General features: G+C 64.9%; 15 protein-coding genes and 1 pseudogene. 4 read left to right on the forward strand and 12 right to left on the reverse strand.

Going from position 1 to position 21,341, the window contains the following annotated elements; translation table 11 throughout:
- Positions 1 to 679: 679 nt before the first annotated feature.
- A complete protein-coding gene (locus Q2M23_RS19095) occupies positions 680 to 2,296 on the forward strand; it encodes a phosphoenolpyruvate carboxykinase (protein ID WP_316396546.1) in 1,617 nt (538 codons plus the stop codon).
- Positions 2,297 to 2,565: 269 nt separating this feature from the next.
- On the opposite strand, the gene rocF is transcribed toward Q2M23_RS19095, so the two are convergent.
- The 3 genes and pseudogenes from rocF to Q2M23_RS19110 all read right to left on the reverse strand — a co-directional run bounded on the left by rocF (position 2,566) and on the right by Q2M23_RS19110 (position 7,104).
- Entirely contained in the window at positions 2,566 to 3,543 is a 978-nt protein-coding gene (gene rocF / locus Q2M23_RS19100) for an arginase (RefSeq protein ID WP_076831116.1), read from the reverse strand.
- Between the two features lie 102 nt (positions 3,544 to 3,645).
- Positions 3,646 to 4,467 (reverse strand): thioesterase family protein, encoded by an 822-nt coding sequence (locus tag Q2M23_RS19105; RefSeq protein ID WP_316396549.1) that lies wholly within the window; start codon positions 4,465 to 4,467, stop codon positions 3,646 to 3,648.
- 134 nt (positions 4,468 to 4,601) lie between these two features.
- Positions 4,602 to 7,104 (reverse strand): annotated as a pseudogene (locus Q2M23_RS19110) (glycogen/starch/alpha-glucan phosphorylase).
- A 292-nt stretch (positions 7,105 to 7,396) separates the two neighbouring features.
- Here Q2M23_RS19110 and Q2M23_RS19115 point away from each other — a divergent pair.
- Positions 7,397 to 7,630: a hypothetical protein gene (locus Q2M23_RS19115; protein WP_057019498.1), complete on the forward strand. Its 234-nt coding sequence runs from the start codon at positions 7,397 to 7,399 to the stop codon at positions 7,628 to 7,630.
- 280 nt (positions 7,631 to 7,910) lie between these two features.
- Here Q2M23_RS19115 and Q2M23_RS19120 read toward each other — a convergent pair whose 3' ends face one another.
- The gene (locus Q2M23_RS19120) at positions 7,911 to 8,201 is read right to left on the reverse strand and encodes a GIY-YIG nuclease family protein (RefSeq protein WP_168858359.1); all 291 of its coding nucleotides are present in this window, start codon (positions 8,199 to 8,201) and stop codon (positions 7,911 to 7,913) included.
- Positions 8,202 to 8,387: 186 nt separating this feature from the next.
- Between Q2M23_RS19120 and Q2M23_RS19125 the strand changes: the two genes are divergently transcribed.
- Complete coding sequence (locus Q2M23_RS19125) at positions 8,388 to 8,819, forward strand: hypothetical protein (protein ID WP_016843277.1); 432 nt, start codon at positions 8,388 to 8,390, stop codon at positions 8,817 to 8,819.
- Positions 8,820 to 8,926: 107 nt separating this feature from the next.
- On the opposite strand, the gene Q2M23_RS19130 is transcribed toward Q2M23_RS19125, so the two are convergent.
- Both Q2M23_RS19130 and pyrE read right to left on the reverse strand, forming a co-directional pair.
- Positions 8,927 to 9,724: a DUF2865 domain-containing protein gene (locus Q2M23_RS19130; RefSeq protein ID WP_316396552.1), complete on the reverse strand. Its 798-nt coding sequence runs from the start codon at positions 9,722 to 9,724 to the stop codon at positions 8,927 to 8,929.
- Between the two features lie 196 nt (positions 9,725 to 9,920).
- Positions 9,921 to 10,484 (reverse strand): orotate phosphoribosyltransferase, encoded by a 564-nt coding sequence (pyrE, locus tag Q2M23_RS19135; RefSeq protein ID WP_057019495.1) that lies wholly within the window; start codon positions 10,482 to 10,484, stop codon positions 9,921 to 9,923.
- 214 nt (positions 10,485 to 10,698) lie between these two features.
- On the opposite strand from pyrE, the gene Q2M23_RS19140 reads away from it, so the two are divergent.
- On the forward strand, positions 10,699 to 11,325 hold the full coding sequence (locus Q2M23_RS19140; RefSeq protein WP_057019494.1) for a glutathione S-transferase family protein: 627 nt from the start codon (positions 10,699 to 10,701) through the stop codon (positions 11,323 to 11,325).
- 148 nt (positions 11,326 to 11,473) lie between these two features.
- Here Q2M23_RS19140 and Q2M23_RS19145 read toward each other — a convergent pair whose 3' ends face one another.
- The 6 genes from Q2M23_RS19145 to Q2M23_RS19170 all read right to left on the reverse strand — a co-directional run bounded on the left by Q2M23_RS19145 (position 11,474) and on the right by Q2M23_RS19170 (position 21,217).
- The gene (locus tag Q2M23_RS19145) at positions 11,474 to 12,109 is read right to left on the reverse strand and encodes a LysE family translocator (protein ID WP_316396554.1); all 636 of its coding nucleotides are present in this window, start codon (positions 12,107 to 12,109) and stop codon (positions 11,474 to 11,476) included.
- A gap of 303 nt (positions 12,110 to 12,412) precedes the next feature.
- Complete coding sequence (gene polA, locus Q2M23_RS19150; RefSeq protein ID WP_316396555.1) at positions 12,413 to 15,451, reverse strand: DNA polymerase I; 3,039 nt, start codon at positions 15,449 to 15,451, stop codon at positions 12,413 to 12,415.
- A 256-nt stretch (positions 15,452 to 15,707) separates the two neighbouring features.
- Positions 15,708 to 16,445 (reverse strand): response regulator, encoded by a 738-nt coding sequence (locus tag Q2M23_RS19155; RefSeq protein ID WP_076831064.1) that lies wholly within the window; start codon positions 16,443 to 16,445, stop codon positions 15,708 to 15,710.
- Positions 16,442 to 18,190, reverse strand: coding sequence for a DUF3369 domain-containing protein (locus tag Q2M23_RS19160; protein ID WP_057019490.1), 1,749 nt, complete (start codon positions 18,188 to 18,190; stop codon positions 16,442 to 16,444). Before Q2M23_RS19160 ends, Q2M23_RS19155 begins: the two co-directional genes overlap by 4 nt.
- Entirely contained in the window at positions 18,160 to 20,226 is a 2,067-nt protein-coding gene (locus tag Q2M23_RS19165; RefSeq protein ID WP_176936741.1) for a sensor histidine kinase, read from the reverse strand. The genes Q2M23_RS19160 and Q2M23_RS19165 overlap by 31 nt, the downstream gene beginning before the upstream one ends.
- A gap of 34 nt (positions 20,227 to 20,260) precedes the next feature.
- Positions 20,261 to 21,217 (reverse strand): TRAP transporter substrate-binding protein, encoded by a 957-nt coding sequence (locus Q2M23_RS19170; RefSeq protein ID WP_316396556.1) that lies wholly within the window; start codon positions 21,215 to 21,217, stop codon positions 20,261 to 20,263.
- Between the last annotated feature and the right edge of the window lie 124 nt (positions 21,218 to 21,341).

Consider the following 21,341-nt stretch of genomic DNA (forward strand, 5'->3'; position numbering starts at 1 on the left):
AAATCATCCGGATCGCGATGTCGACCGATGACGCGCGCGCGTGCGACGCGCTGATTGCGTTATCATCGATCGCCAGGGTCAGCGATCGCCTCGCCGCCGTTGCGGAACGTTCACCGCAGTTGAGCGTTGTATCAATCGGGCTTCGACGAAGGTGTGTTGAGCGCAGTCGAAACTGCTCATCAGCAGCTTCTCACTTGCAGCTCAATGCCGATCAGGTGGTGCCGCGTGCAACACGATGGTCATGCTCGGCTCTGCAGCGCTGCGTCAACGCGCGGCGGCTCATCTCAACGATACATCCTCAGCGCGAAATGCATACCCGGCATTCTCCGCGCCGTCCGCCTCGATCGGCGAACGCGCCGCCCGCCGGCTGGCACTTTTTGTGCATCGCAAAGCTCCGTGCGCGATGGGAAAGGCGATGAAACGTCGCCCGACTGCCGGCAAAACAACGAGAAAACGAAAGCAAGACGAAAGGGTTTCGCGCTGCGGTACTTGCGCCAGATGATGGGCCTGCCTTGGAATCAGCCAAAAGCCGTTCGATTGGCTTGGCAAGCTTGGCGATCCCCACTATTAGGTCGCCGGACCGAAGCCGAGAGGCTATATTCTGATCACGGTCACCGCGGCGGGGCGCGATTGGCGACATTCGCGCGAACAAGGATACGCGGGTTCGAGGAGGTTCTTCGTGCAAGAGACGGGCGTACATAACGGTGCCTTCGGCGCCGACAAATTCGGCTTAAAAAATCTCAAGGGCGTGCATTGGAATTATGGCGCACCCCAGCTTTACGAGCATTCGCTGCGTAGCGGCGAAGCGGTGCTGTCGGCCGATGGCGCGCTTTGCGCGGACACCGGTGTGTTCACCGGGCGCAGTCCGAAGGACAAGTTCACGGTCCGCGACGATCTCACCGACAAGAACATGTGGTGGGCCGGCAACCAGTCGATCACCTCGGAGCAGTTCGCCATGCTCCATGCCGACTTCCTCAAGCATGCCGAAGGCATGACGCTGTTCGCGCAAGATCTCTATGGCGGCGCCGATCCGAAGCATCGCATCAAGACCCGCGTCTTCACCGAGCTTGCCTGGCACTCGCTGTTCATCCGCACGCTGCTCATTCGTCCCGAGGCGTCGGAGCTCGCGAGCTTCGTGCCCGAACTGACGATCATCGACCTGCCGAGCTTCCGCGCCGATCCGAAGCGTCACGGCTGCAAGTCGGAGAACGTCGTCGCGATCGATTTCGCCCGCAAGATCGTCCTGATCGGCGGCTCGCAATATGCCGGCGAGATGAAGAAGAGCGTGTTCACCACGCTGAACTATTACCTGCCCGAGAAGGGCGTGATGCCGATGCACTGCTCGGCCAATGTCGGCTCCGACGGCGACACCGCGATCTTCTTCGGCCTGTCCGGCACCGGCAAGACCACGCTCTCGGCCGATCCCAAGCGCACGCTGATCGGCGATGACGAGCATGGCTGGAGCGAGGACGGCGTCTTCAATTTCGAAGGCGGCTGCTACGCCAAGTGCATCAAGCTGTCCGGCGAAGCCGAGCCGGAAATCTACGCCGCCAGCAAGCGCTTCGGCGCGGTGCTGGAAAACGTCGTGCTCGGCGCCAATGATCGCGTGCCCGATTTCGACGACGGCTCGAAGACCGAGAACACCCGCTCGGCCTATCCGCTCGATTTCATCCCGAACGCTTCGCGCACCGGCTGCGCACCGCATCCGAAGAACGTCGTGATGCTCGCCGCCGACGCCTTCGGCGTGATGCCGCCGATCGCCAAGCTGACGCCGGCGCAGGCGATGTATCACTTCCTGTCCGGCTACACCGCGAAGGTCGCCGGCACCGAGCGCGGCCTCGGCAACGAGCCGCAGCCGGAATTCTCCACCTGCTTCGGTTCGCCGTTCCTGCCGCGCGATCCGTCGGTCTACGGCAACATGCTGCGCGAGCTGATCGCCAAGCACAGTGTCGATTGCTGGCTGGTCAACACCGGCTGGACCGGCGGCAAGTACGGCACTGGCCGCCGCATGCCGATCAAGGTGACCCGCGCGCTGCTCACCGCGGCGCTGAACGGCTCGCTCCGCAACGCCGACTTCCGCACCGACAAGTATTTCGGCTTCGCGGTGCCGACCTCGCTGCCGGGCGTCGAGCCGCACATCCTCGATCCGATCAAGACCTGGGCCGACAAGGTAGAGTTCGACAAGACCGCGCGTGCGCTGGTCGGCATGTTCCAGAAGAACTTCGCCAAGTTCGAAGCGCAGGTCGACGCCGAAGTCCGCGCCGCCGCGCCGGAAGTGAAGCTGGCGGCGGAGTAGTTCGCGCAAGCGATACGCGATTTGAAAAGGCGGCCCTCGTGGCCGCCTTTTTGATTTTTACGCAGTCAACGAAGCGCGCACCTTCTCGATCCGGCAAGCTGAGCAGCCAACGGCGCCACATACTCCAGTGTCGTCCCGGCGAAGGCCGGGATCCATACTCCGCAGCGGATGTTGTGGTTGGGACTCGTCATTCCACCGATGCGCAACAATGACCATCGGTGGTTATGGGTCCCGGCTTTCGCCGGGACGACATCGCGCGTGTTGCTCCACTACTCCCCCATCTCCGGCAGCACCGCGTTGCTCGGCGTCTGCCGGTCGGTGATCTGCAGGCCGAACAGGCTGCCGATCAATTCGACCGCGACACGCGCGGTGCGGCCGCGCTCGTCGAGGAAGGGATTGAGCTCAACGATGTCGAGCGAGCGCACCAGCCCGGAATCGTGCAGCAGCTCCATGATGAGATGGGCTTCCCGATAGGTCGCGCCGCCGGGCACCGTGGTGCCGACGCCGGGCGCCACCGCCGGATCGAGGAAGTCGACATCGAACGAGACATGCAGCACGCCGTTCTTCGCCCTGACGCGTTCGATGACGCGGCGCGTGAGCACGGCGACGCCGAACTCGTCGATCTGGCGCATGTCCGCGATCGACACATTACGCTGCCGCAGCAGCTTGCGCTCCAGCGGATCGACCGAGCGCGTGCCGATCAGGTCGAGCTGATCAGGCGGGATCGAGGCGCGCGGCAGTCCGCCGAGCAGATCGTCGAGACCGGGCTCGCCGCATAGGAACGCGGCCGACATGCCGTGCATGTTGCCGGTGATGGTGGTGGCCGGCGTGTTGTAGTCAGCATGCGCGTCGACCCACAACGCAAACAGCGGCCGGCCCTTTTCCTGCCAGTAGCGCGCGACGCCGTTGATCGACCCCATCGACAATGAATGATCGCCGCCCATAAAGATCGGGATCGCGCCGGAATGCGCCAGCCAATAGGCGCGCTCGGAGAGCGCGCGGGTCCAGGTCTTCACCTCGTCATAGAACCTGGTGTTGGCCGGCACCGGGCCGTCGGCGACCACGGCGGGGATCGCAAGGTTGCCGTGATCATCGACCTGGAAGTCGAGCTGCTCGAGCAGGCGCGCGATGCCCGCGGTGCGCAGCGCGTCCGGTCCCATCAGCGGGCCGGCCTGCGATGCGCCGATCTCGATGGGAACGCCAAGCAGGGCGATGCGCGAGGGCTTTGACGTGTCGGCTTCGGACATGCAGCAGTGCTCCCAAAGGTGTGGAACAGAAGCGACGTGCCAATGTTCCCTCAACCCTTGAAATAGGCAATGCGGTCGTAACAGACCAATGTGGATATTTGGCTACGCCTTGAAATAAGCGATCTGCGTCGTGGTCGCGAGCAGCCGGCCGGACGGCGACCACAATTCGCCCTGCTGGTCGCCGTAGCTCTTGTGGAAGCTCTTGGCGTCGGCGGTGGCGAGCACGCGGGTGGTATCCTCCGCGTCCAGGTCGGCCGCGTCGGCGTGGAAATAGGTGGTCAGCGACACGGTGCCGAACGGCACCAGTTCGTGCCTTGCGTGGAAGACGCGGCCGAAGAACGCGTCCGACATCGACATCAGCGACAGCGCATCGAGCTTGCGCGGCACACGGTCGGCGATCCAGAGCTTTGAATACGGGCTCGACGGCTGTTTCGCGCCGCCGCCCCGGGCGAACTTCGGCTCGCCCTCGGCGAAGCGGAAATCGTACTGGTTGGCCCAGGTCATCTTGAGCTTTGGAAAGGACCGCAGATGTTCGAACGGCACGGCGCCCGGAAACCCGGCCGGTTGGTGCGACCAGGACGGGCGGCGCTCGGCGAACACGGCGGTCGCCAGTGTCGCGACCTCGCCGCCGCCCTGCGTCATGTCGACCGACCAGTGCTGGCTCGAGCGGTTGGCCTTGACCAGGCGGACATCGAGATCGAACGCGCCCTCGGCGACCGGCGCGCAGTAGTTGACCGTCAGCGCCAGCGGATCACCCGCGCGCTGCGGATGCTGCATCAGCGCGCGCAGGATGGTCGCGGCCGTGCAGCCGCCGAACGGGCCGACGAACGCCCAGTAATCGGGACTGGTCCGTCCCTGCCAGCGGCTGTCGCCGGCGGTCACGGCGGTGGCTTCATCGAAAAGGTGCGGGGTCTTGGTGAGCATGCAGGTCTTTCAATATCGACTGGCGCTTCCGTATCGCCATACGCAATGACGAGCAATGACGTTCGTCATGCAATATCGCGAGCATTGCGCTGATTTCAATGACGTCGGGCGTAATCGATTTCCGCGTCCCGGGATTATCCCTTCGCCTCGCGCTGGTTGCCGAGCTGCGGCGAGGCACCCGGATGCATCGGCACGTGCCAGATGTCCTCGGCATATTCGCGGATGGTGCGGTCGGAGGAGAACCAGGCCATGCGCGCCACATTGAGGATCGAGGCGCGGGTCCATGCCGGCGCTACCATCCAGCGGGCGTCGATGCCGCGCTGCGCGTCGTAGTAGGAATCGAAATCGGCCGAGACCATGTAGTGGTCGAGGTAGCGCAGCGCGTGCCCGATCGAGGCGAAGCGTGCGGGATCGCCGGGCGAGAACTCGCCGCTCTCGATGGCGCGGATCGCGCGCTCCAGCCGTGGCGATTTGCGGATCGCATCGCTGGCGTCCAATCCCTGCTTGCGGCGGACCATGACGTCGCCGGCCTCGAGGCCGAAGATCGCGATGTTCTCCTCGCCGACATTGTCGCGAATCTCGATATTGGCGCCGTCGAGCGTGCCGATCGTCAGTGCACCGTTCAGTGCGAGCTTCATGTTGCCGGTGCCGGACGCCTCCATGCCGGCGGTCGAGATCTGCTCGGAGAGATCGGCGGCCGGAATGATCACCTCGGCGAGGCTGACATTGTAGTCGGCGAGAAAGGCGACCTTCAGCCTGCCGCCGAGCGAAGCGTCGTTGTTGACGACCTCGGCGACGTCGTTGATCAGCTTGATGATCAGCTTGGCGTAGCGGTAGCTCGCCGCCGCCTTGCCGGCGAAGATTTTCACGCGCGGCACCCAGTCGCGCCGCGGATCGTCCTTCATCGCGTGATACAGCGCGATCGTCTCCAGGATGTTGAGCAGTTGCCGCTTGTATTCGTGGATGCGCTTGATCTGCACGTCGAACAGCGCCGACGGGTCGACCTTGATGTGGTTGCGCTCGCCGATCAGCCTTGCCAGCGCCAGCTTGTTGTGATGCTTGACGTCGCGGAAGCGCTTCTGGAACTCCAGGTCGCTCGAATGGGTCTCGAGCCGCTCGAGCAGCGAGAAGTCGTCGAGCACGGCCTCGCCGCAGGCTTCGCGCAGCAGCGCGGTCAGCCGCGGATTGGCCAGCATCAGCCAGCGGCGGAACGTGATGCCGTTGGTCTTGTTGGTGATGCGCGACGGATAGAGATGATGCAGGTCGTGGAACACGGTCTCCTTCATCAGGTCGGAATGCATCGCGGAGACGCCGTTGATGCGGTGCGAGCCGACGAAGGCGAGCTGGCCCATCCGCACGCGGCGGCCGCTGCGCTCGTCGATCAGCGAGACCGAGGCGCGATACTCGATGTCGCCGGGGAAACGCTCCTCGGCGAGCGCGAGATGGGCCACATTGATGCGGTAGATGATCTCGAGATGCCGCGGCAGCAGCCGCTCGAACAGTTCGACCGGCCAGGTCTCGAGCGCCTCGGGCAGCAGCGTGTGGTTGGTGTAGGACAGGGTCGCGACCGTAATCTTCCAGGCCTCGTCCCAGCGGAAATTGTGCAGGTCGACCAGGATGCGCATCAGCTCGGTGACCGCAAGGCTCGGATGGGTATCGTTGAGCTGCACGGCCGCCTTCTGCGCAAGATTGCGCAGGCCGCCGTCGGAGGCGAGATGCCGCTTGACGAGATCCTGCAATGAGGCCGAGACGAAGAAGTATTCCTGGCGCAGCCGGAGCTCGCGGCCCGCCGCGCTCTCGTCGTTCGGATAGAGGAATTTGCAGATCGCTTCCGCGCGCGCCTGCTCGGCGCTGGCCGAGACGTAGTCGCCGGTGTTGAAGACGTCGAGCTCGAGCGGATCGGGTGCATGCGCCGACCACAGGCGGAGCGCGTTGACGTGCTGGCCGCGCCAGCCGACGATCGGCGTGTCATAGGCCATGGCCTCGACGGTTTCCGCCGGATGCCAGGTGGCGCGGTCGCGGCCGCGCTCGTCGACATGCTCGACATTGCCGCCGAAGTGAACGTTGTAGACCACCTCCGGCCGCTGGAATTCCCAGGGATTGCCGAAGGCGAGCCATTCATCGGGATATTCCTGCTGCCAGCCATGGTTCATGATCTGGCGGAACAGGCCGAAATCGTAGCGGATGCCGTAGCCGGTCGCGGGGATCGCCAGCGTCGCCATGCTCTCCATGAAGCAGGCCGCAAGAAGTCGGATCGTAGCCATGTCGTTCTGTGAGCCAAGGAGTTGAGTGTTATAGTTGTCTTCCTAAGACCGCTTGGCCTCCGACTTGCAGTCCCATATTGTTCAGCGCGTCGGTGAACAGGCGGCCGATCAGGAACTCGAGCGAGAGATAATAGACGCGCTTGGCGCCGGCGTCGTAGCTCTGCTTCTCGGCCGTCAGCCAGTGGTGCACGATGCGGTCGCGCAGCGTCAGTGCCGCGGCCTTGTACCAGTCGCGTCTGGTCGCAACGGTGGCGTCCTTGCCGATCGCAAGCCGGAGCTTGGCCAGGATCGCGCTCTTGATCTCGGTCAGCGCCAGCTCGTCGATCGGCTGGTTCAATGCCGGGTAGTTTGTCTGTTCCTGCAACGCGCCCAATCCCTGCCGTTCAACCGGAACATGATGCGGTGATGCGCATCATGACCCCATCTCATTGGTGGAGCATGGTTCCCCGGAAATCCCGGTTCCGCGGCCTTCCGATTACGCTCCAGCGCAATGATACCCGCCTTGCATGGCAATCGAAACCGTCAGGGACGGTGCCATACACAGCGCTGCCGTGATTTTATGCAAGGACCGGGCCGCTTCGGGAACCTTCCGGACCAGCCGTCATGGGTGCTACGATGGCGCTGCAGAAGCCGGGATTTCGCGACAATTGACCGGAGGATGCGTGATGAGACTCTTGATCGAAATCGCGGCCGCGGCGTTGCTCGTGGTGTGCATCACGGCGACCAGCGCAGCCGATGCCGCGGGCAGACCGGGCCGCAGCGCCGACGGCCTGAATTGCGGCTTCAGCGTGGCGCAGAACGCATCGCCCGCCGCGCGCTGTGCCGCCATCAAGCGGCAATGCGGCGGCAAGTTCTACGCAAATGCCTGCGGCGACAAGCTGCTCTCGGCGATGAATTGAGCGGCCGCGCAACGCGCTTTCACGCTCAATCGGGACACCGTGGTGATACGGATTTCCAAGCCTTAACGGAGCCTTTACAAACACAGCTGTCGCTCGTGGGGCGGGCACATTTTTCAGCTCCGACGCATTTCATTCCGAAGCCATTTTCAACGGGCCGCTGACCTGGTCAGCGGCCCGAATTGCTTTTTGGGGCCTTTCATGGCCACCGTTTTTTCATGAGGCGAAGACAGTCACCGCAATGCGTCGCCCCGGCGAAGGCCGGGGCCCATAACCACAGCCGTCAGAGAAGATGGGACAGGTCGCCCCACTCCGGATTGTCTTTCTCGATCAGGCGAATCTTCCAGTCGCGGCGCCATTCCTTCAGCGCTTTTTCCCGTGCGATCGCTTCCTGCGGTGTGACGTAGACCTCCACGTAAACCAGTCGCGTGACGCCGTATTTCTTGACGAACTGTGAGCCGTGTCCAGAGCGGTGAAGCGTAAGCCGATTGCAAAGATCGTTGCTGACGCCGACGTAGAGTGTCCCATGGCGGCGGCTCGCGAGAATGTAGACGTAATAGACTGCGGTATTCATTTCGGGGCACCGATCACGTGAGATGTCCGATAGCGGTGGTTATGGGTCCCGGCCTTCACCGGGGCGACGTCTACTGATAGCATCAGAACGAATTAAGAACACTTTAGCAAGTCTTTGATATATCATTGTGATTCGGCGGCTGCGCCGACACAATATCTATGGTCTTTCAGTCTCTGCGAGGACTACATGTCCACCATCGCCTTCGATCAATTCGCCCTGACCCGGATTGCCGATTTCGCGCGGTCGCTGTCGCGGCTGCACCAGGCCTCGCGCCGCCAGCCGATCGACGACGACCAGCTCGATCGCGAGTTCAACGCGGTCTGCATGTCGATCTGGGGCTACACCACGGATGATTTCAGCGACGAACTGTTCTCGGACGAGGATCACGCCTGGCTCGACTCGCTCGATGAAGCGCATGCGCGGATCTTCGCCGGCGAGCAGGGTTATGATCTCGTCGACGACCACGGCATGCTGACGGACTGGTGGGGCTATTGCTGGATGATCCTCGCCGAGAAGCGCGGCATCCTCAATCCGGAGAACCGCGCGGCCGCGCGGGCCGCGATCGAGGAGAAATACATGGCCGCGCCGAACGTGATCGGCGTGATCGTGGCGCGCTGATAGTTGTCGCGATGTCATTCCGGGGCGATGGGAAGCATCGAACCCGGAATCTCGAGATCCCGGGTCTGGCGCTTACGCACCATCCCGGAATGACGGGCTGACGCCCGTCAGTTCACTTCGGCGCGCCTTGCCGGCTTCGCGGCGTTGCCCTTCGGCGCAACAGACGACGGCGGCGACGGCGCGACATCGCTTCTGGTTTCCGGCAGCGGCGCGTCGCCGGCGATCTCGGCGCTGACGGGGGCGACCTTCATTTCGCCGAGCCGCGCGCGGACCGCCGAAGTCAGTCCGGGATAGGAGGCAACCGGCGTGAAGTCGAACGACTGCTCGTTGCCGACACGGATGCCGGTATAGGCGACGAGGCCGTCGGTGGTCGCGATCACGTCGCCGGCGCGCAGCGAGGCATCGAGCGCGAGGTCGACCGGCGCAAGCCCTGCCGGGTCGCGGCCATTGCAGGTGCAGTCGGCGCGCAACGCCTTGCGATAGGCGAAGGCGTTCTCGCTGTCCGCGTAGCGCTCGCCCGTGCTCGACGCGGAGCTGTCGATATGGCTGCCGTAATAGACCTTGGTCGCGCTCGCCGGACAGAACGCTTGGCAAAGCTGCGCCGGCGTGGCGTTGCCGCGCATCGTCAGCGGAAAATACTTGCCGTCGCAGCTGCGCACGCAATACGCCGGTCCGGAACCGGCCACGCGCGGCGCCGAGATGGGGGCGGACGGCTGCCGTTCAGCCTGCTGATTGAGGCCGAACGGATCGGCGAAGAAATTGGCCTGCGGCGGCGCCTGCCGACCCTGTTGCTTCTGGGAACCGCCGAAGAAGAAGTCGAACAGCCCTTCGGCCGATACAGGCGCGGGCACCACCAGGACGGAACCCGCAAAGGCTGCGGCGCCCAGCATCACGCGGCGCCGCATGCGCCGATCACTCAACTCTGTACGCAACGCCAACTCCACCCGACGCGCCACGGCGACAAGCTGCCCCGGCGGCTTCACCCTAGTGCGCGATGGTAAACGAGCGATTGATTTGGGGTGACGGCGTCACACGAAGGCGAGGTCGCGCGAACCGCCCCTTCCACCTCGCCCCGCTTGCGGGAAGAGGGAGGGAATAAACTCAGTCCTTCAGGAACTCGCCGGCCTTGTACAGCGCGCGGAATTGGAGCCCGGCTTCGGCGAACGTCTCGGTGGCGCCTTCCTCGCGGTCGACCATGGTGAAGACCAGGGCGATCTCGCCGCCGGCCTCGCGCACGGCTTCCACCGCCTTCAGCGCCGAGCCGCCTGTCGTGGTGACGTCCTCGACGATCACGATCCGCTTGCCCGCAAGGCTCTCGCCCTTCGCCAGCCCTTCGACGGACAGCTTCGCGCCGTGCTCCTTCGGCTTCTTGCGCACGAAGAACGCCGCGATCGGGTGGCCCTTCAGCCAGGACAGTTGCGCGATGGCGCCGGCGAGCGGCACCGCGCCCATCTCGAGCCCGCCGACGAAATCGAGCTTGTCATCCTTCAGCGCTTCATAGGTGAGCTCGGCGAGCAGCGCCGCGCCCTCGGGATCGAGCATCGTCGGCTTCAGGTTGAAATAGAAGTCGCTCTTGCGGCCCGACGCCAGCGTGATCTCGCCGCGGCCGAACGAGCGCTTGCGGATGATCTCGGCGAGGCGGGCGCGGGAGGCTGATTTGGACAAAGACTTTTTCCCTTGAGGGTTTGAGGCGGGCGGCAATCTATCCACGCTTACCGGCACATTCCAGCGTGGAAATCGGGCCGTCAACAGTGCCCAAGCCGCGATTTCCGCGGGCGTGCTTTCCGCAAAGCGCGGTTGTGCGGCCGTTCCGTTCCCCGTAAGCAGGCGCCAAACACTCGGCCGAACACTTGCCCAAACACTTGCACGGGAAGCGGAAATGACCATCGAGCTGCACACCTGGAACACCCCCAACGGCCGCAAGATCTCGGTGGCGCTGGAGGAAATGGGGCTGCCCTACAAGGTGATCCCGGTCAACATCAGCAAGGGCGAGCAGATGGCGCCCGCCTTCCTCGCGATCAGTCCGAACAACAAGATCCCGGCGATCGTCGATCCGGATGGGCCGGGCGGCAAGCCGGTTAGCATTTTCGAGTCCGGCGCGATCCTGCTCTATCTCGGCGAGAAGACCGGCAAGTTCCTGCCGAAGCCGCTGGCGGAGCGGATCCCGGTCTATGAGTGGCTGATGTGGCAGATGGGCGGCTTCGGCCCGATGCCGGGCCAGGTGCACCATTTCATCGCGCTGGAGAACGAGCAGGACCGCGCCTACGGCCTGAAGCGCTACATGGCCGAGACGCGGCGGCTCTACGGCGTGCTCGACCGCCGGCTTCAGGAGCGCGAATTCGTCGCCGGCGATCTCTCGGTCGCCGATTTCGCCATCCTCGGCTGGGCCTGGCGCCATCCGCGCCACAAGGTCGAGCTATCAGACTTCCCCAACGTCAAGCGCTGGTACGAGACGCTGATGGCTCGCCCGGCGACGAAGCGGGGCATGGAGGCGAAGCTGGATTGATCTTCTCCCTCGCCCCGCCCTTGCGGGGAGAGGGGTGGGGTGAGGGGCTATCTCCCCGATAACGGTGGGAATTGAATTTGCGGATGCGCCCCTCACCCGGCGCTACGCGCCGACCTCTCCCCGCAAGAGCGGGGCGAGGTGAAGAAAGCTAGGCCTGCCGCGCTTCGAGCGCCATCTTCATCGCCAGCCCTGCGAGCACCGTGCCCATCAGCCAGCGCTGCACCAGGAGCCAGGTCGGGCGAGTGCCGAGAAACACCGCGATCGAACCGGCGGCGAGCGCGATCATCGCGTTGACGCTGACGCTGATCACGATCTGGATCGAGCCGAGCGCGAGCGACTGCGTCAGCACGCTGCCGCCGGTGGGATCGATGAACTGCGGCAGCAGCGCCAGATAAAGCATCGCGATCTTCGGGTTCAGCAGATTGGTGACGAAGCCCATCGCGAACAGCTTGCGCGGGCCGTCGACCTTCAGCGCCTTGACCTGGAACGGCGAGCGGCCGCCGGGCCTCACGGCCTGCCATGCGAGCCACAGCAAATAGCCCGCGCCGGCAAAGCGCAGCGCGTCATAGGCGTAGGGAATCGCAAACAGCAATGCGGTGATGCCGAACGCCGCGCACATCATGTAGAACACGAAGCCGAGCGCCACGCCGCCGAGCGAGACGATGCCCGCCGCGGGCCCCTGCGTGATCGAGCGCGAGATCAGGTAGATCATGTTCGGCCCCGGCGTCAGCACCATGCCAAGGCAGATGAGCGCAAAGCCGAGCAAAGCGGAGGTGTGGGGCATGACGGGTCTCGCGAGGGATGCGCACGCTTCTAGCGTGCCGTCCGCCGCGCGGCCATCGCGGAATTGCTCTCGGAGCAATGTGGCGGGGCGGTGGTGCGCTCCCTCGCCCCGCTCTCTTGTCCGCCGAAGCCCGCCTTCGGGCGAAGGCGGATGCGGGGTCGAGACGAGCGAAGCTCGCTCTGAGAGGGTTGGGGGTGAGGGGTTCTCTCAACGTGCAAGGACCGAGGTGAGACCTGTACCCCCTCACCCGGATCACAAGAGCGATCCGACCTCTCCCCGCAAGCGGGGCGAGGTGAGGAAGCGCTAATGCGCCTCGTCCCAATTGTTCGCGGCGCGGGCGTCGACCTGCAGCGGTAGCGACAGGATCACCGCCGGGAAGGGTGCGTCCTGCATCACCTTCTGCACCACCGGCAGCGTCGCCGCGACCTCGTCGTCGGGCACCTCGAAGATCAGTTCGTCATGCACCTGCAAAAGCATCTGCGCCGAGAGCTTTTTCTCGGTGAGCGCGTCCTCGACGCGGATCATGGCGCGGCGGATGATGTCAGCCGCGGTGCCCTGCAGCCGCGCATTGATGGCGGCGCGTTCGTTGAAGGCGCGCACCGAGGCGTTGGACGCCTTGATGTCGGGGTAGTAGCACTTGCGCCCGAACAACGTCGTCACATAGCCGTTGCGGCGGCAGAAGTCCTTGGTCTCGTCCATATAGGCGCGGATGCCCGGGAAGCGCTCGAAGTATTTCTTGATGTAGGCCGAGGCCTCCTCGCGGGCGATGCCGAGCTGGTTGGCGAGGCCGAACGCCGAGATGCCGTAGATGATGCCGAAGTTGATCGCCTTGGCGCGGCGGCGCACCTCGCTCGGCATGTCCTTGATCGGCACGCCGAACATTTCGGATGCGGTCATGGCGTGAATGTCGAGCCCGTCGCGGAAGGCCTGGCGCAGCACCGGCACGTCGGCGATCTCGGCGAGCAGCCGCAACTCGATCTGGGAATAGTCGGCCGACACCAGCTTGTGGCCCGGCGTCGCGATGAACGCGCGGCGGATCTTGCGGCCGTCCTCGGTACGAACAGGGATGTTCTGCAGGTTCGGCTCGTTCGACGACAGCCGGCCCGTGGTGGTCGCGGCCAGCGCGTAGGTGGTGTGGACGCGATGGGTCTGCGGATTGACATAGGTCGGCAGCGCGTCGGTGTAGGTCGATTTCAGCTTCGAGACCTGGCGCCACTCCAGGATCTTCTTCGGGAATTCGTGGCCTTGCTCGGCGAGCTCGTCGAGCACCTGCGCGGTGGTCGACCACGCGCCGGTCTTGGTCTTGCTGCCGCCGGGCAATCCCATCTTGCCGAAGATGATGTCGCCGATTTGCTTCGGGCTGCCGACATTGACCCGCTCGCCGGCGATCTCCTGGATCTCGGCCTCGACGCGCGCAGCGGTCTGGGCGAAATCGCCCGACAGCCGCGACAGCACCTGGCGATCGATCGAGATGCCGCGCCGTTCCATCCGCGCCAGCACCGAGACCAGCGGCCGCTCCAGCGTCTCATACACCGTCGTCATCCGCTCGGCGACGAGACGCGGCTTCAGCACCCGCCACAGCCGCAGAATCACGTCGGCACTTTCGGCCGCATATTCGCTGGCCTTGTCGATCGTGACCTGATCGAAGGTCAGCTTGCCCTTGCCGCTGCCGACGAGGCCGCCGTAATTGACGACGGCGTGGCCGAACCAGCGCTCGGCGAGCGCCTCCAGCGCATGCGAGCCGCGGCCGGCATCGAGCGCGTAGCTCATGAGCTGCGCATCGTCGATGTTGCGCAGGGTGATTCCGTGCTGCGCCAGCATCACCGAGGTGAACTTGACGTCAAAGCCGACCTTCTGGATTCCAACGGACTCCAGCAGCGGCCTCAGCGCCGCCAGCGCCTCGGCGGTCTTGATCTGGCCCGGTGCGAGGCCGGCATCGAACAGGCCCGCGCCGCCGCCGGCCTGCCGGTGGCTGAGCGGGACGTAACACGCATCGTTTGGCGCCAGCGCCAGCGCAAGGCCTGCGAGCTCGCCCTGCATCGGGTCGATCGATTCCGACATCGCCTCGATCGCGACATAGCCGGTGTCGGGCACGCGGGCGATGAAGGCGTTGAGCTGATCGAGACTGCCGATCGCCTGATACGCCTTGCGGTCGAAGCCAATTTTCCGGATCGCCTCGCCGCGGGCCTCGGCCAGCGTTGCCGGCGTGCCCTTCAGGTTCGAATTCTTGTCGTCGCGCGCGCCGGTCGGCTTGGCTTTCGGCAGTGGCGCCGCGGCCGATGCCGGAGCGTCTCCGGGCGCCGGCGTCACATCCGACGGCGGCAACGGCGAGAACACGCTCGCGCCGCTCTTGTTGCCGGGATCGGCATCGACATTGGCCGGGTCGATCTGCGCGTAGTCGGCGACGCGGCGGGTGAGGGTGGTGAACTCCATCGCCTTGAGGAAGGCGATCAGCCGGCGCGAGTCGGGCTCGTTCACGGCGAGGTCGTCGAGCGGCACTTCGAGGTCGACCTTGTCGTCAAGCAGCACCAGCTGGCGCGAGATGCGCGCCTTCTCGGCGTTCTCGAGCAGCGCCTCGCGCCGCTTCGGCTGCTTGATTTCGCCGGCGCGGAACAGCAGCTGATCGAGATCGCCATATTCGATGATCAGCTGCGCGGCGGTCTTGATGCCGATGCCGGGCACGCCGGGCACGTTGTCGGTGGAGTCGCCGGCCAGGGCCTGCACCTCGACCACCTTCTCCGGCGGCACGCCGAACTTCTCGATCACCTCGTCGCGGCCGATGCGGCGATCCTTCATCGTGTCGTACATCACGACCTTGTCGTTGACGAGCTGCATCAGATCCTTGTCCGATGACACGATCGTCGTGGTCGCGCCGCGCTCGCTGGCGAGCCGCGCATAGGTCGCGATCAGATCGTCGGCCTCGAAGCCGACCTGCTCGAGGCAGGGCAGTTCGAAGGCGCGCACCGCCTCGCGGATCAGCGCGAATTGCGGGATCAGATCGTCGGGCGCCGGCGGCCGGTGCGCCTTGTAGTCGGGGTAGAGCTTGTTGCGGAACGTGATCTCCGACTTGTCGAACACGATCGCCAGATGCGTCGGCCGGTTGTCCTCGGGCATGTCGCGGAGCAGCTTCCACAGCATGTTGCAGAAGCCGAGCACGGCGTTGACCTGCAGCCCGTCGGATTTGCGGTTCAGCGGCGGCAGCGCGTGGTAGGCGCGGAAGATGTAGGACGAGCCGTCGACCAGGAAGACATGGTCGCCCTTCGCCGTGGCCTTGGCGGCAACGGGCTTGGCGGCGGTCTTCGATGCGGGCTTGGCGGGGGCTTTGGAGGCTGTTTTCGGCATGGCCGAAACTTAGGGATTTTTGCGCGGATTGACAGCCTTTGCTGTGTGGATTCTGGGTGTGTCGCACAGCCAAATCGATAAATTCGAGGATGATGCAGGGCGTAGTCCCGTCATCCTGAGGTGCGAGCGCAGCGAGCCTCGAAGGATCGACGGCCACCAGCCGGGGCCGTGCATCCTTCGAGACGCCGCTGCGCGGCTCCTCCAGCGACAAAGGCGAAGCCTTTGCGCGGGGATGACGGGGACGGCACCGGAATGACTACGCCTTGTCGCCGGTCGGCGAGAACAGATAGCCGCCGCCGCGGATGGTGCGGATCACGGACGGCTTGGTCGGGTCGAATTCGATCTTGCGGCGGATGCGCATGATGCGCAGGTCGACGGCGCGGTCGAAGGCCTCCGCGTCGCGCGCATTGGCGAGTTCCAAGAGCCGCTCGCGCGACAGCACCCGCTTCGGGTTGGCCGCGAACACCTTCAGCAGGCCGAATTCGGAGGCCGTCAGCGGATGCTCGTTGCCCTCGTCGTCGCGTAGCGCCTGGGCCTCGAGATCGAGCCATTTGGTGCCGAACCGAACCAGCTGCTCCTTTTCGGCCTTCGCGTTCGCCGGTTCCGGCGCCGCCGCTTTCGCCGGCCCGCTCCGCCGCAGCACCGAGCGGATGCGTGCCATCAGCTCGCGCAATTCGCAGGGCTTGGCCACGTAATCGTCGGCGCCGAGCTCCAGCCCGACCACCCGGTCGATCGGGCTGGCAGTAGCTGTCAGCATGATGACGGGGACGTTGATCTTGCTCTTGAGGTCGCGAATGATCGACAGCCCGTCTTCCTCGGGCATGTTGAGGTCCAGCACCACGAGATCGGGCGTGCAGCCCTCGATCTCCTTGCGCAGGCTCTTGCCGCCGTCGCACAGCGTCACGCCGAAGCCGTGCATCTTGAGGTAATCGCCGACCATTTCTCGGGCCGGCGCCTCATCGTCCACGATGAAGATATGCGGGTTCTGGCTCATGATGTCTCTGTCGCCGGCAGTGTAACCGTAAAGGTCGACCCCTGTCCGGGGCCCGGGCTCTGCGCGGTCACATGGCCGCCATGCATGTCGATGATGCGCTTGACGATGGAAAGGCCGAGCCCGGTCGAGCTTTCGCCCGCGGTCGGCTTGGCCGACAGCCGCTGGAACCGGCCGAACAGCCGGCCGAGATCCTCGGGGCTGAGGCCGGGTCCCTGGTCGGCGATCCGGATCACGGTGTCGTCGCCCTCATGGCTGACCGTGACCGTGATCTTGCCGCCGATCGGCGAGTACTTGATGGCGTTGCTGACGAGGTTGTCGATCGCCTCGCGAATCCGGTCGGCGTCGCACATCGTGACGAATTGCTGCGGCCCCGAGACCGAGATGCTCTGCTGCTTGTTGACCGCCGAGGGCAGATTGGCCTCGGTGACCTCGTTGACCAGGGCCGCGACGTCGACCGGCTCGCGGCGGATGGTGATGTCGAAGGCGTCGGCCATCGCGTCCGAGATCAGATGGTCGACCATCGAGGTCAGCCGCTTGGTCGCGTCCCTTATGTGCTCGACCTGCGATGTGACGTTTTCCTTCGGCGAGCCGGCGCCGATCAGTTCGGTCAGCATCTCGGTGCGGCCGAGGATGACGCCGAGCGGGTTCTTCAGGTCGTGAGCGACGGTGCCGAGGATTTCGTTCTTGAAGCCGTTGGCGCGCTGCAGCCGCAGCCACTGCGCCGAGAGCCGCCGGTTGGCCTGCATCAGCGCGCGGGTGCGCTGCGCGACGCGGTCCTCGAGCTGGGTGTTGGCCTCGTGCAGCTGCTGGTAGAGGATCACATTGTCGAACGCGATCGACAGCCGGCTCGAGAATATCTCGACCAGCGCACGGTCGGTGTCGGAGAGCTGGCGCTCGGCCTGCAGCAGCACCACGACCTCGCGGCCGCTGCCGGTGCGCGAATAGAGCACGCTGCGGTGGTCGGCGAACTCGTTCTTGCGGCGCTGGAATGCTTCCTCCACCATGTGCCGCAGGTCCGGATCGAGCGCCTTCGACGAGGTGGTGCCGATGAAGCGGCTGTAGCAGCCCGAGCAGGCCAGCACCGAGAAATCGGCCGCCGCCGAATTGCCGTCGTCGCGCAGCACCAGAATGCCGGCGCAGTCGACGTTGAGCAGCGAGGCGAGCTGGGTCAGCACGCCCTCGGCCAGCCGCTGCATCGATTTGAAATCGTACAGCGTCGAGGCCGCGTCGATGATGATCTCGAGCCCGCGCCGCGTCTGCACCATGCGCTCGAGCTGCTGGTAGCTGCGCAGCGCGGCGGTCAGCGACGTGAACAGCTTGTCGGCGGTGAGCTCGGTCTTCGCCTTGTAGTCGTTGATGTCGTATTGCACGATGACGCGCCGCTCCGGCGCCTGGCCGGGTTGGCCGGTGCGCAGGATGATGCGCACGGTCTCGTTCTTGATCTCGTTGCGGATGAACTCGACGAGCTCGAGGCCGGCGACGTCGGTCTCCATGATGACGTCGAGCAGCACGGCCGCGATGTCGGGGTTGTCCCGCATCAGCGTGCGGCCTTCGGCCGCAGAGTAGGCCGAGAGGATCTCCAGCGTCGAACCGTTCAGGTTGTAATCGCTCAGCGCGAAACGGGTGCCTTCATGGACGGCGTGATCGTCGTCGATGACGGCGATCTTCCATTTGCGGGCCGACGAGTCCTCCGGGGGGCTCTCGGTATCGTCGATCAGTTGGAGGACATCGTCCTGTTCGGCCATTGACTGGTTCCGTCGGCTGCTGCGTCAGCGATCGTGGGCTCGCCCTTGGCAGCCCCCTTGGCGATCCTGGGCATGATAATGCGAAAAGTGGTGCCTTGTCCTACCCTTGACTCCAGCATCATGCGTCCACCGAGCTGCTGGGTGACGAGGTTATAGACGATGTGGAGGCCAAGGCCCGTACCACCTTCGTTGCGGCGCGTCGTAAAGAACGGGTCGAACGCCTGCCGCTGCACGTCCGGCGTCATGCCCGCCCCGTCGTCTGCGAAGATGATCTCCACATCGTCGGCGCCGCGCCCGCGCGCCGAGATGGTGATGGTGCCGGAGCGGCCATCGGCAAAGGCATGATTGACGGCGTTGAGGAAAAGATTGGTTAAGATCTGCCCATAGGCGCCGGGATAGCCGTCGATCAAGAGCCCCTCGGGCACATCGACCGACAGCGCGATCGCGGCCTTCTTGAGCACCGGCCGCAGGCTCGCCACGATCTGGTCGGTGGATTCGCTCAAGGCAAACTGGCGGCGTTCGGCATGCGATCGGTCGACGGCGACCTGCTTGAACGACTGGATCAGCTCGCCGGCGCGCGTCAGGTTCGAGACCAGTTGCTGCGATGCGTCACGCGAGGCGCGGACGAACTCGTCGAGCCTGGAGCGGCGCAGCGGCTCGGTCTTCAAATCGTTCTCGAACATCTCGCTGCGGCGGGCAAAGCTCGAGGCCACCGTCAGGCTGATGCCGATCGGGTTGTTGACCTCGTGGGCGACGCCGGCAACGAGGCCGCCGAGCGCGGCGAGACGTTCGGCATCGATCAGGTTCTGCTGCGCGGTATTGAGCTCGAGCAGCGCGCTTTCGGCCTCCTCCTTGGCGGTGCGCAGCTCGTCCTCGGTCTTGCGCTTGGCGATCGCGTTTTCGCGGAACACTTCGACCGCGCGCGCCATGGCGCCGACCTCGTCCTTGGCCGACGTGCCCTGCACCGGCCGGTCGAGGTCACCCGAGGTGATGGTGCGCATCGCGGCCATGATCTGCGCCAGCGGCAGCCGGATCGACAGCGCGATCATGACGCCGGCCGACATGATGACGCCGAGGAAGATCACGGCAATCGACAGCACCCGGCGCGAGATCGAGGTCAGCGTCTTGTCGAACGTCTCCTGCGCCTTCTGCTCGCGCTGGCGCATCTTCACCGAGAGATCGTCGATCGCGCCGATCGCATCGGCCTGGCTGGCGTCGATCGAGTTGCGCAGCAGATCGGTGCGGTTGGTGAGCTGCTCGCTGAGCTTGCCGAGCCCGTCGCGCAGCTCGGCGGTCTTGACCTTGAGCCGCGCCAGCGCCATGCGCTGCAGATCGTTCTCGGCCAGATCGGTCATGACGGGAATCGTCCGCTCGATCGTATCGATGTTGCGGCGGGCCTCCTCGGCCGACGAGGAGGCAAGCGAGAGGTAGTAGGCGTTGGCGGCGACCAGCAGCGAGGTGAACGCTTCGCGCGACTTGCCGAGCGCGGGCCAGATCAGTGCATCGCGATGGCCGGTCGCGCCCTCGATGATCGAATAGAGCCCGGCCATGTCCTTGGTCGGCGACAGCACCTGCTCGTCATAGGTCTTGGCGATCCTGGTCTGCACGGTGCGCAGTTCGCCGAAGCCGTCGAGGAAACGGCTGGTGACGCGCTCCAGCTGCTCGACCGAGCCTGACAGCATCGGGTCGGTCGAGGCCCGGTTGGTCAGCGTGCCGAGCACGGCCTCGCGGAGCAGCAGGATTTCAGCGAACAGGTCCGGGCTCGGCTGATTGATGTAGCGATGGATCAGGTTCTGCAGACGGCTGGTCTCGCTTTCGAGCTTGGCCAGGATCTTGTCGGATTCCCGCACCTGGCGGACATCCTCCCAGGCCGAGCCGAGCACCTTCGAGCCGTTCCAGATCAGCACCGCCAGCACGATCACGACCGCGGAGTTGAGCAGGGCGATCGAAAGGATGCGCCAGCGGATCGGGACCGCACGCAGCAACTGGACGATGCGGAAACGGCCCTGCGGCCCGAAGGCCGCCCGCCGTCGCACAGTCCCGTCCTGCTCTGGTGCGTCCAAGATCCGGTTACTCCATGTTGCGGATGCGTTCGATCAGCGCTGATATCGCAGGATCGCGCTCGGCCCCGGCGTAGATGCCGGCCATCGCGGCTTCGAACGGCTTGCGGTCGATGTCGGTCACGATCTTGACGCCGGCCAGCTCCGCCTGCTGGCGCGAGCGCTCCTCGAGGTCCCGCCATCTCTCGCGCATGTAGGCGCTGGAGCGTTGCGCGGCCTCGCGGAAGATCGCCTGCTCCTCCGCCGAGAGGCTGGCCCAGGCCTTTTGCGACATCAGCAGCACGTCCGGACTGAAAGTGTGCCGGGTCAGCGTGTAGTAGCCGGCATATTTGTAGTGACCGGTGGTGACGAAGGACGCCCAGTTGTTCTCGGCGCCGTCGATCAGCCCGGTGGCGAATCCGGTCAGCACCTGGCCGTAGGGCATCTGGACCGGCTGGGCGCCGAGCGCGCGCACCATGTCCGACATCCGTTCGGATTGCTGCACGCGCACCCGCAGTCCCTTGAGGTCGTCGAGCGAACGCACCGGGCGCACGCTGTTATAGATCGAGCGGGCGCCGGAATCGTAGAAGGCCAGCCCGACGAAGCCGTGATCCCCGAGACTGTTCAGGATATCGCTGCCGATCGGTCCATCCAGCACGGTTTGCAGGTGTTCGGGCGATCGAAACAGGAACGGCATTGCCAGCACGTTGACCGACGGCACCATTGTCCCGATCAGCGCGACATTGGTCCGGTTCAAGTCGATGGCGCCGGCCCGGGTCTGCTCCAGCGTCTCCTTCTCCTCACCGAGCTGGCGGGAATGGAAGACCACGATGCGGTGCCGGCCGGCGGTGCGTTCGGCGATCAGACGGTCCATGTAATTCAGCGCTTGGACGGTCGGATAGTCCTCATTCTGGGTATCGGCGGTCCGGAATTCGCGCGCAAAAACGCTCGCCGGGACCGCTGCCCATGACAGCGCGACGGCAAGCATCGTTATCCGCGAAAGGCCGGCGCGGCGGTACACAGGCTACTATTCCCCTTGTGAATTGTGTCCTGGGCGGGAAGAAAAGGTTCAACGCATTTTTAGCAGAATGGCGCTGGTTCGCCATCGGCCA

Source organism: Bradyrhizobium sp. 33ap4, from assembly GCF_032654765.1.
Classification (GTDB): domain Bacteria; phylum Pseudomonadota; class Alphaproteobacteria; order Rhizobiales; family Xanthobacteraceae; genus Bradyrhizobium; species Bradyrhizobium australafricanum.

Coding starts and splice junctions, on each gene's coding strand:
- rocF (WP_076831116.1), bottom strand. CDS start 3,543: ATGTCCGAAGCCGACACGTCAAAGCCCTCGCGCATCGCCCTGCTTGGC.
- Q2M23_RS19105 (WP_316396549.1), bottom strand. CDS start 4,467: ATGCTCACCAAGACCCCGCACCTTTTCGATGAAGCCACCGCCGTGACC.
- Q2M23_RS19115 (WP_057019498.1), top strand. CDS start 7,397: ATGAGACTCTTGATCGAAATCGCGGCCGCGGCGTTGCTCGTGGTGTGC.
- Q2M23_RS19120 (WP_168858359.1), bottom strand. CDS start 8,201: ATGAATACCGCAGTCTATTACGTCTACATTCTCGCGAGCCGCCGCCAT.
- Q2M23_RS19125 (WP_016843277.1), top strand. CDS start 8,388: ATGTCCACCATCGCCTTCGATCAATTCGCCCTGACCCGGATTGCCGAT.
- Q2M23_RS19130 (WP_316396552.1), bottom strand. CDS start 9,724: ATGCGGCGCCGCGTGATGCTGGGCGCCGCAGCCTTTGCGGGTTCCGTC.
- Q2M23_RS19140 (WP_057019494.1), top strand. CDS start 10,699: ATGACCATCGAGCTGCACACCTGGAACACCCCCAACGGCCGCAAGATC.
- Q2M23_RS19145 (WP_316396554.1), bottom strand. CDS start 12,109: ATGCCCCACACCTCCGCTTTGCTCGGCTTTGCGCTCATCTGCCTTGGC.
- polA (WP_316396555.1), bottom strand. CDS start 15,451: ATGCCGAAAACAGCCTCCAAAGCCCCCGCCAAGCCCGCATCGAAGACC.
- Q2M23_RS19155 (WP_076831064.1), bottom strand. CDS start 16,445: ATGAGCCAGAACCCGCATATCTTCATCGTGGACGATGAGGCGCCGGCC.
- Q2M23_RS19160 (WP_057019490.1), bottom strand. CDS start 18,190: ATGGCCGAACAGGACGATGTCCTCCAACTGATCGACGATACCGAGAGC.
- Q2M23_RS19170 (WP_316396556.1), bottom strand. CDS start 21,217: ATGCTTGCCGTCGCGCTGTCATGGGCAGCGGTCCCGGCGAGCGTTTTT.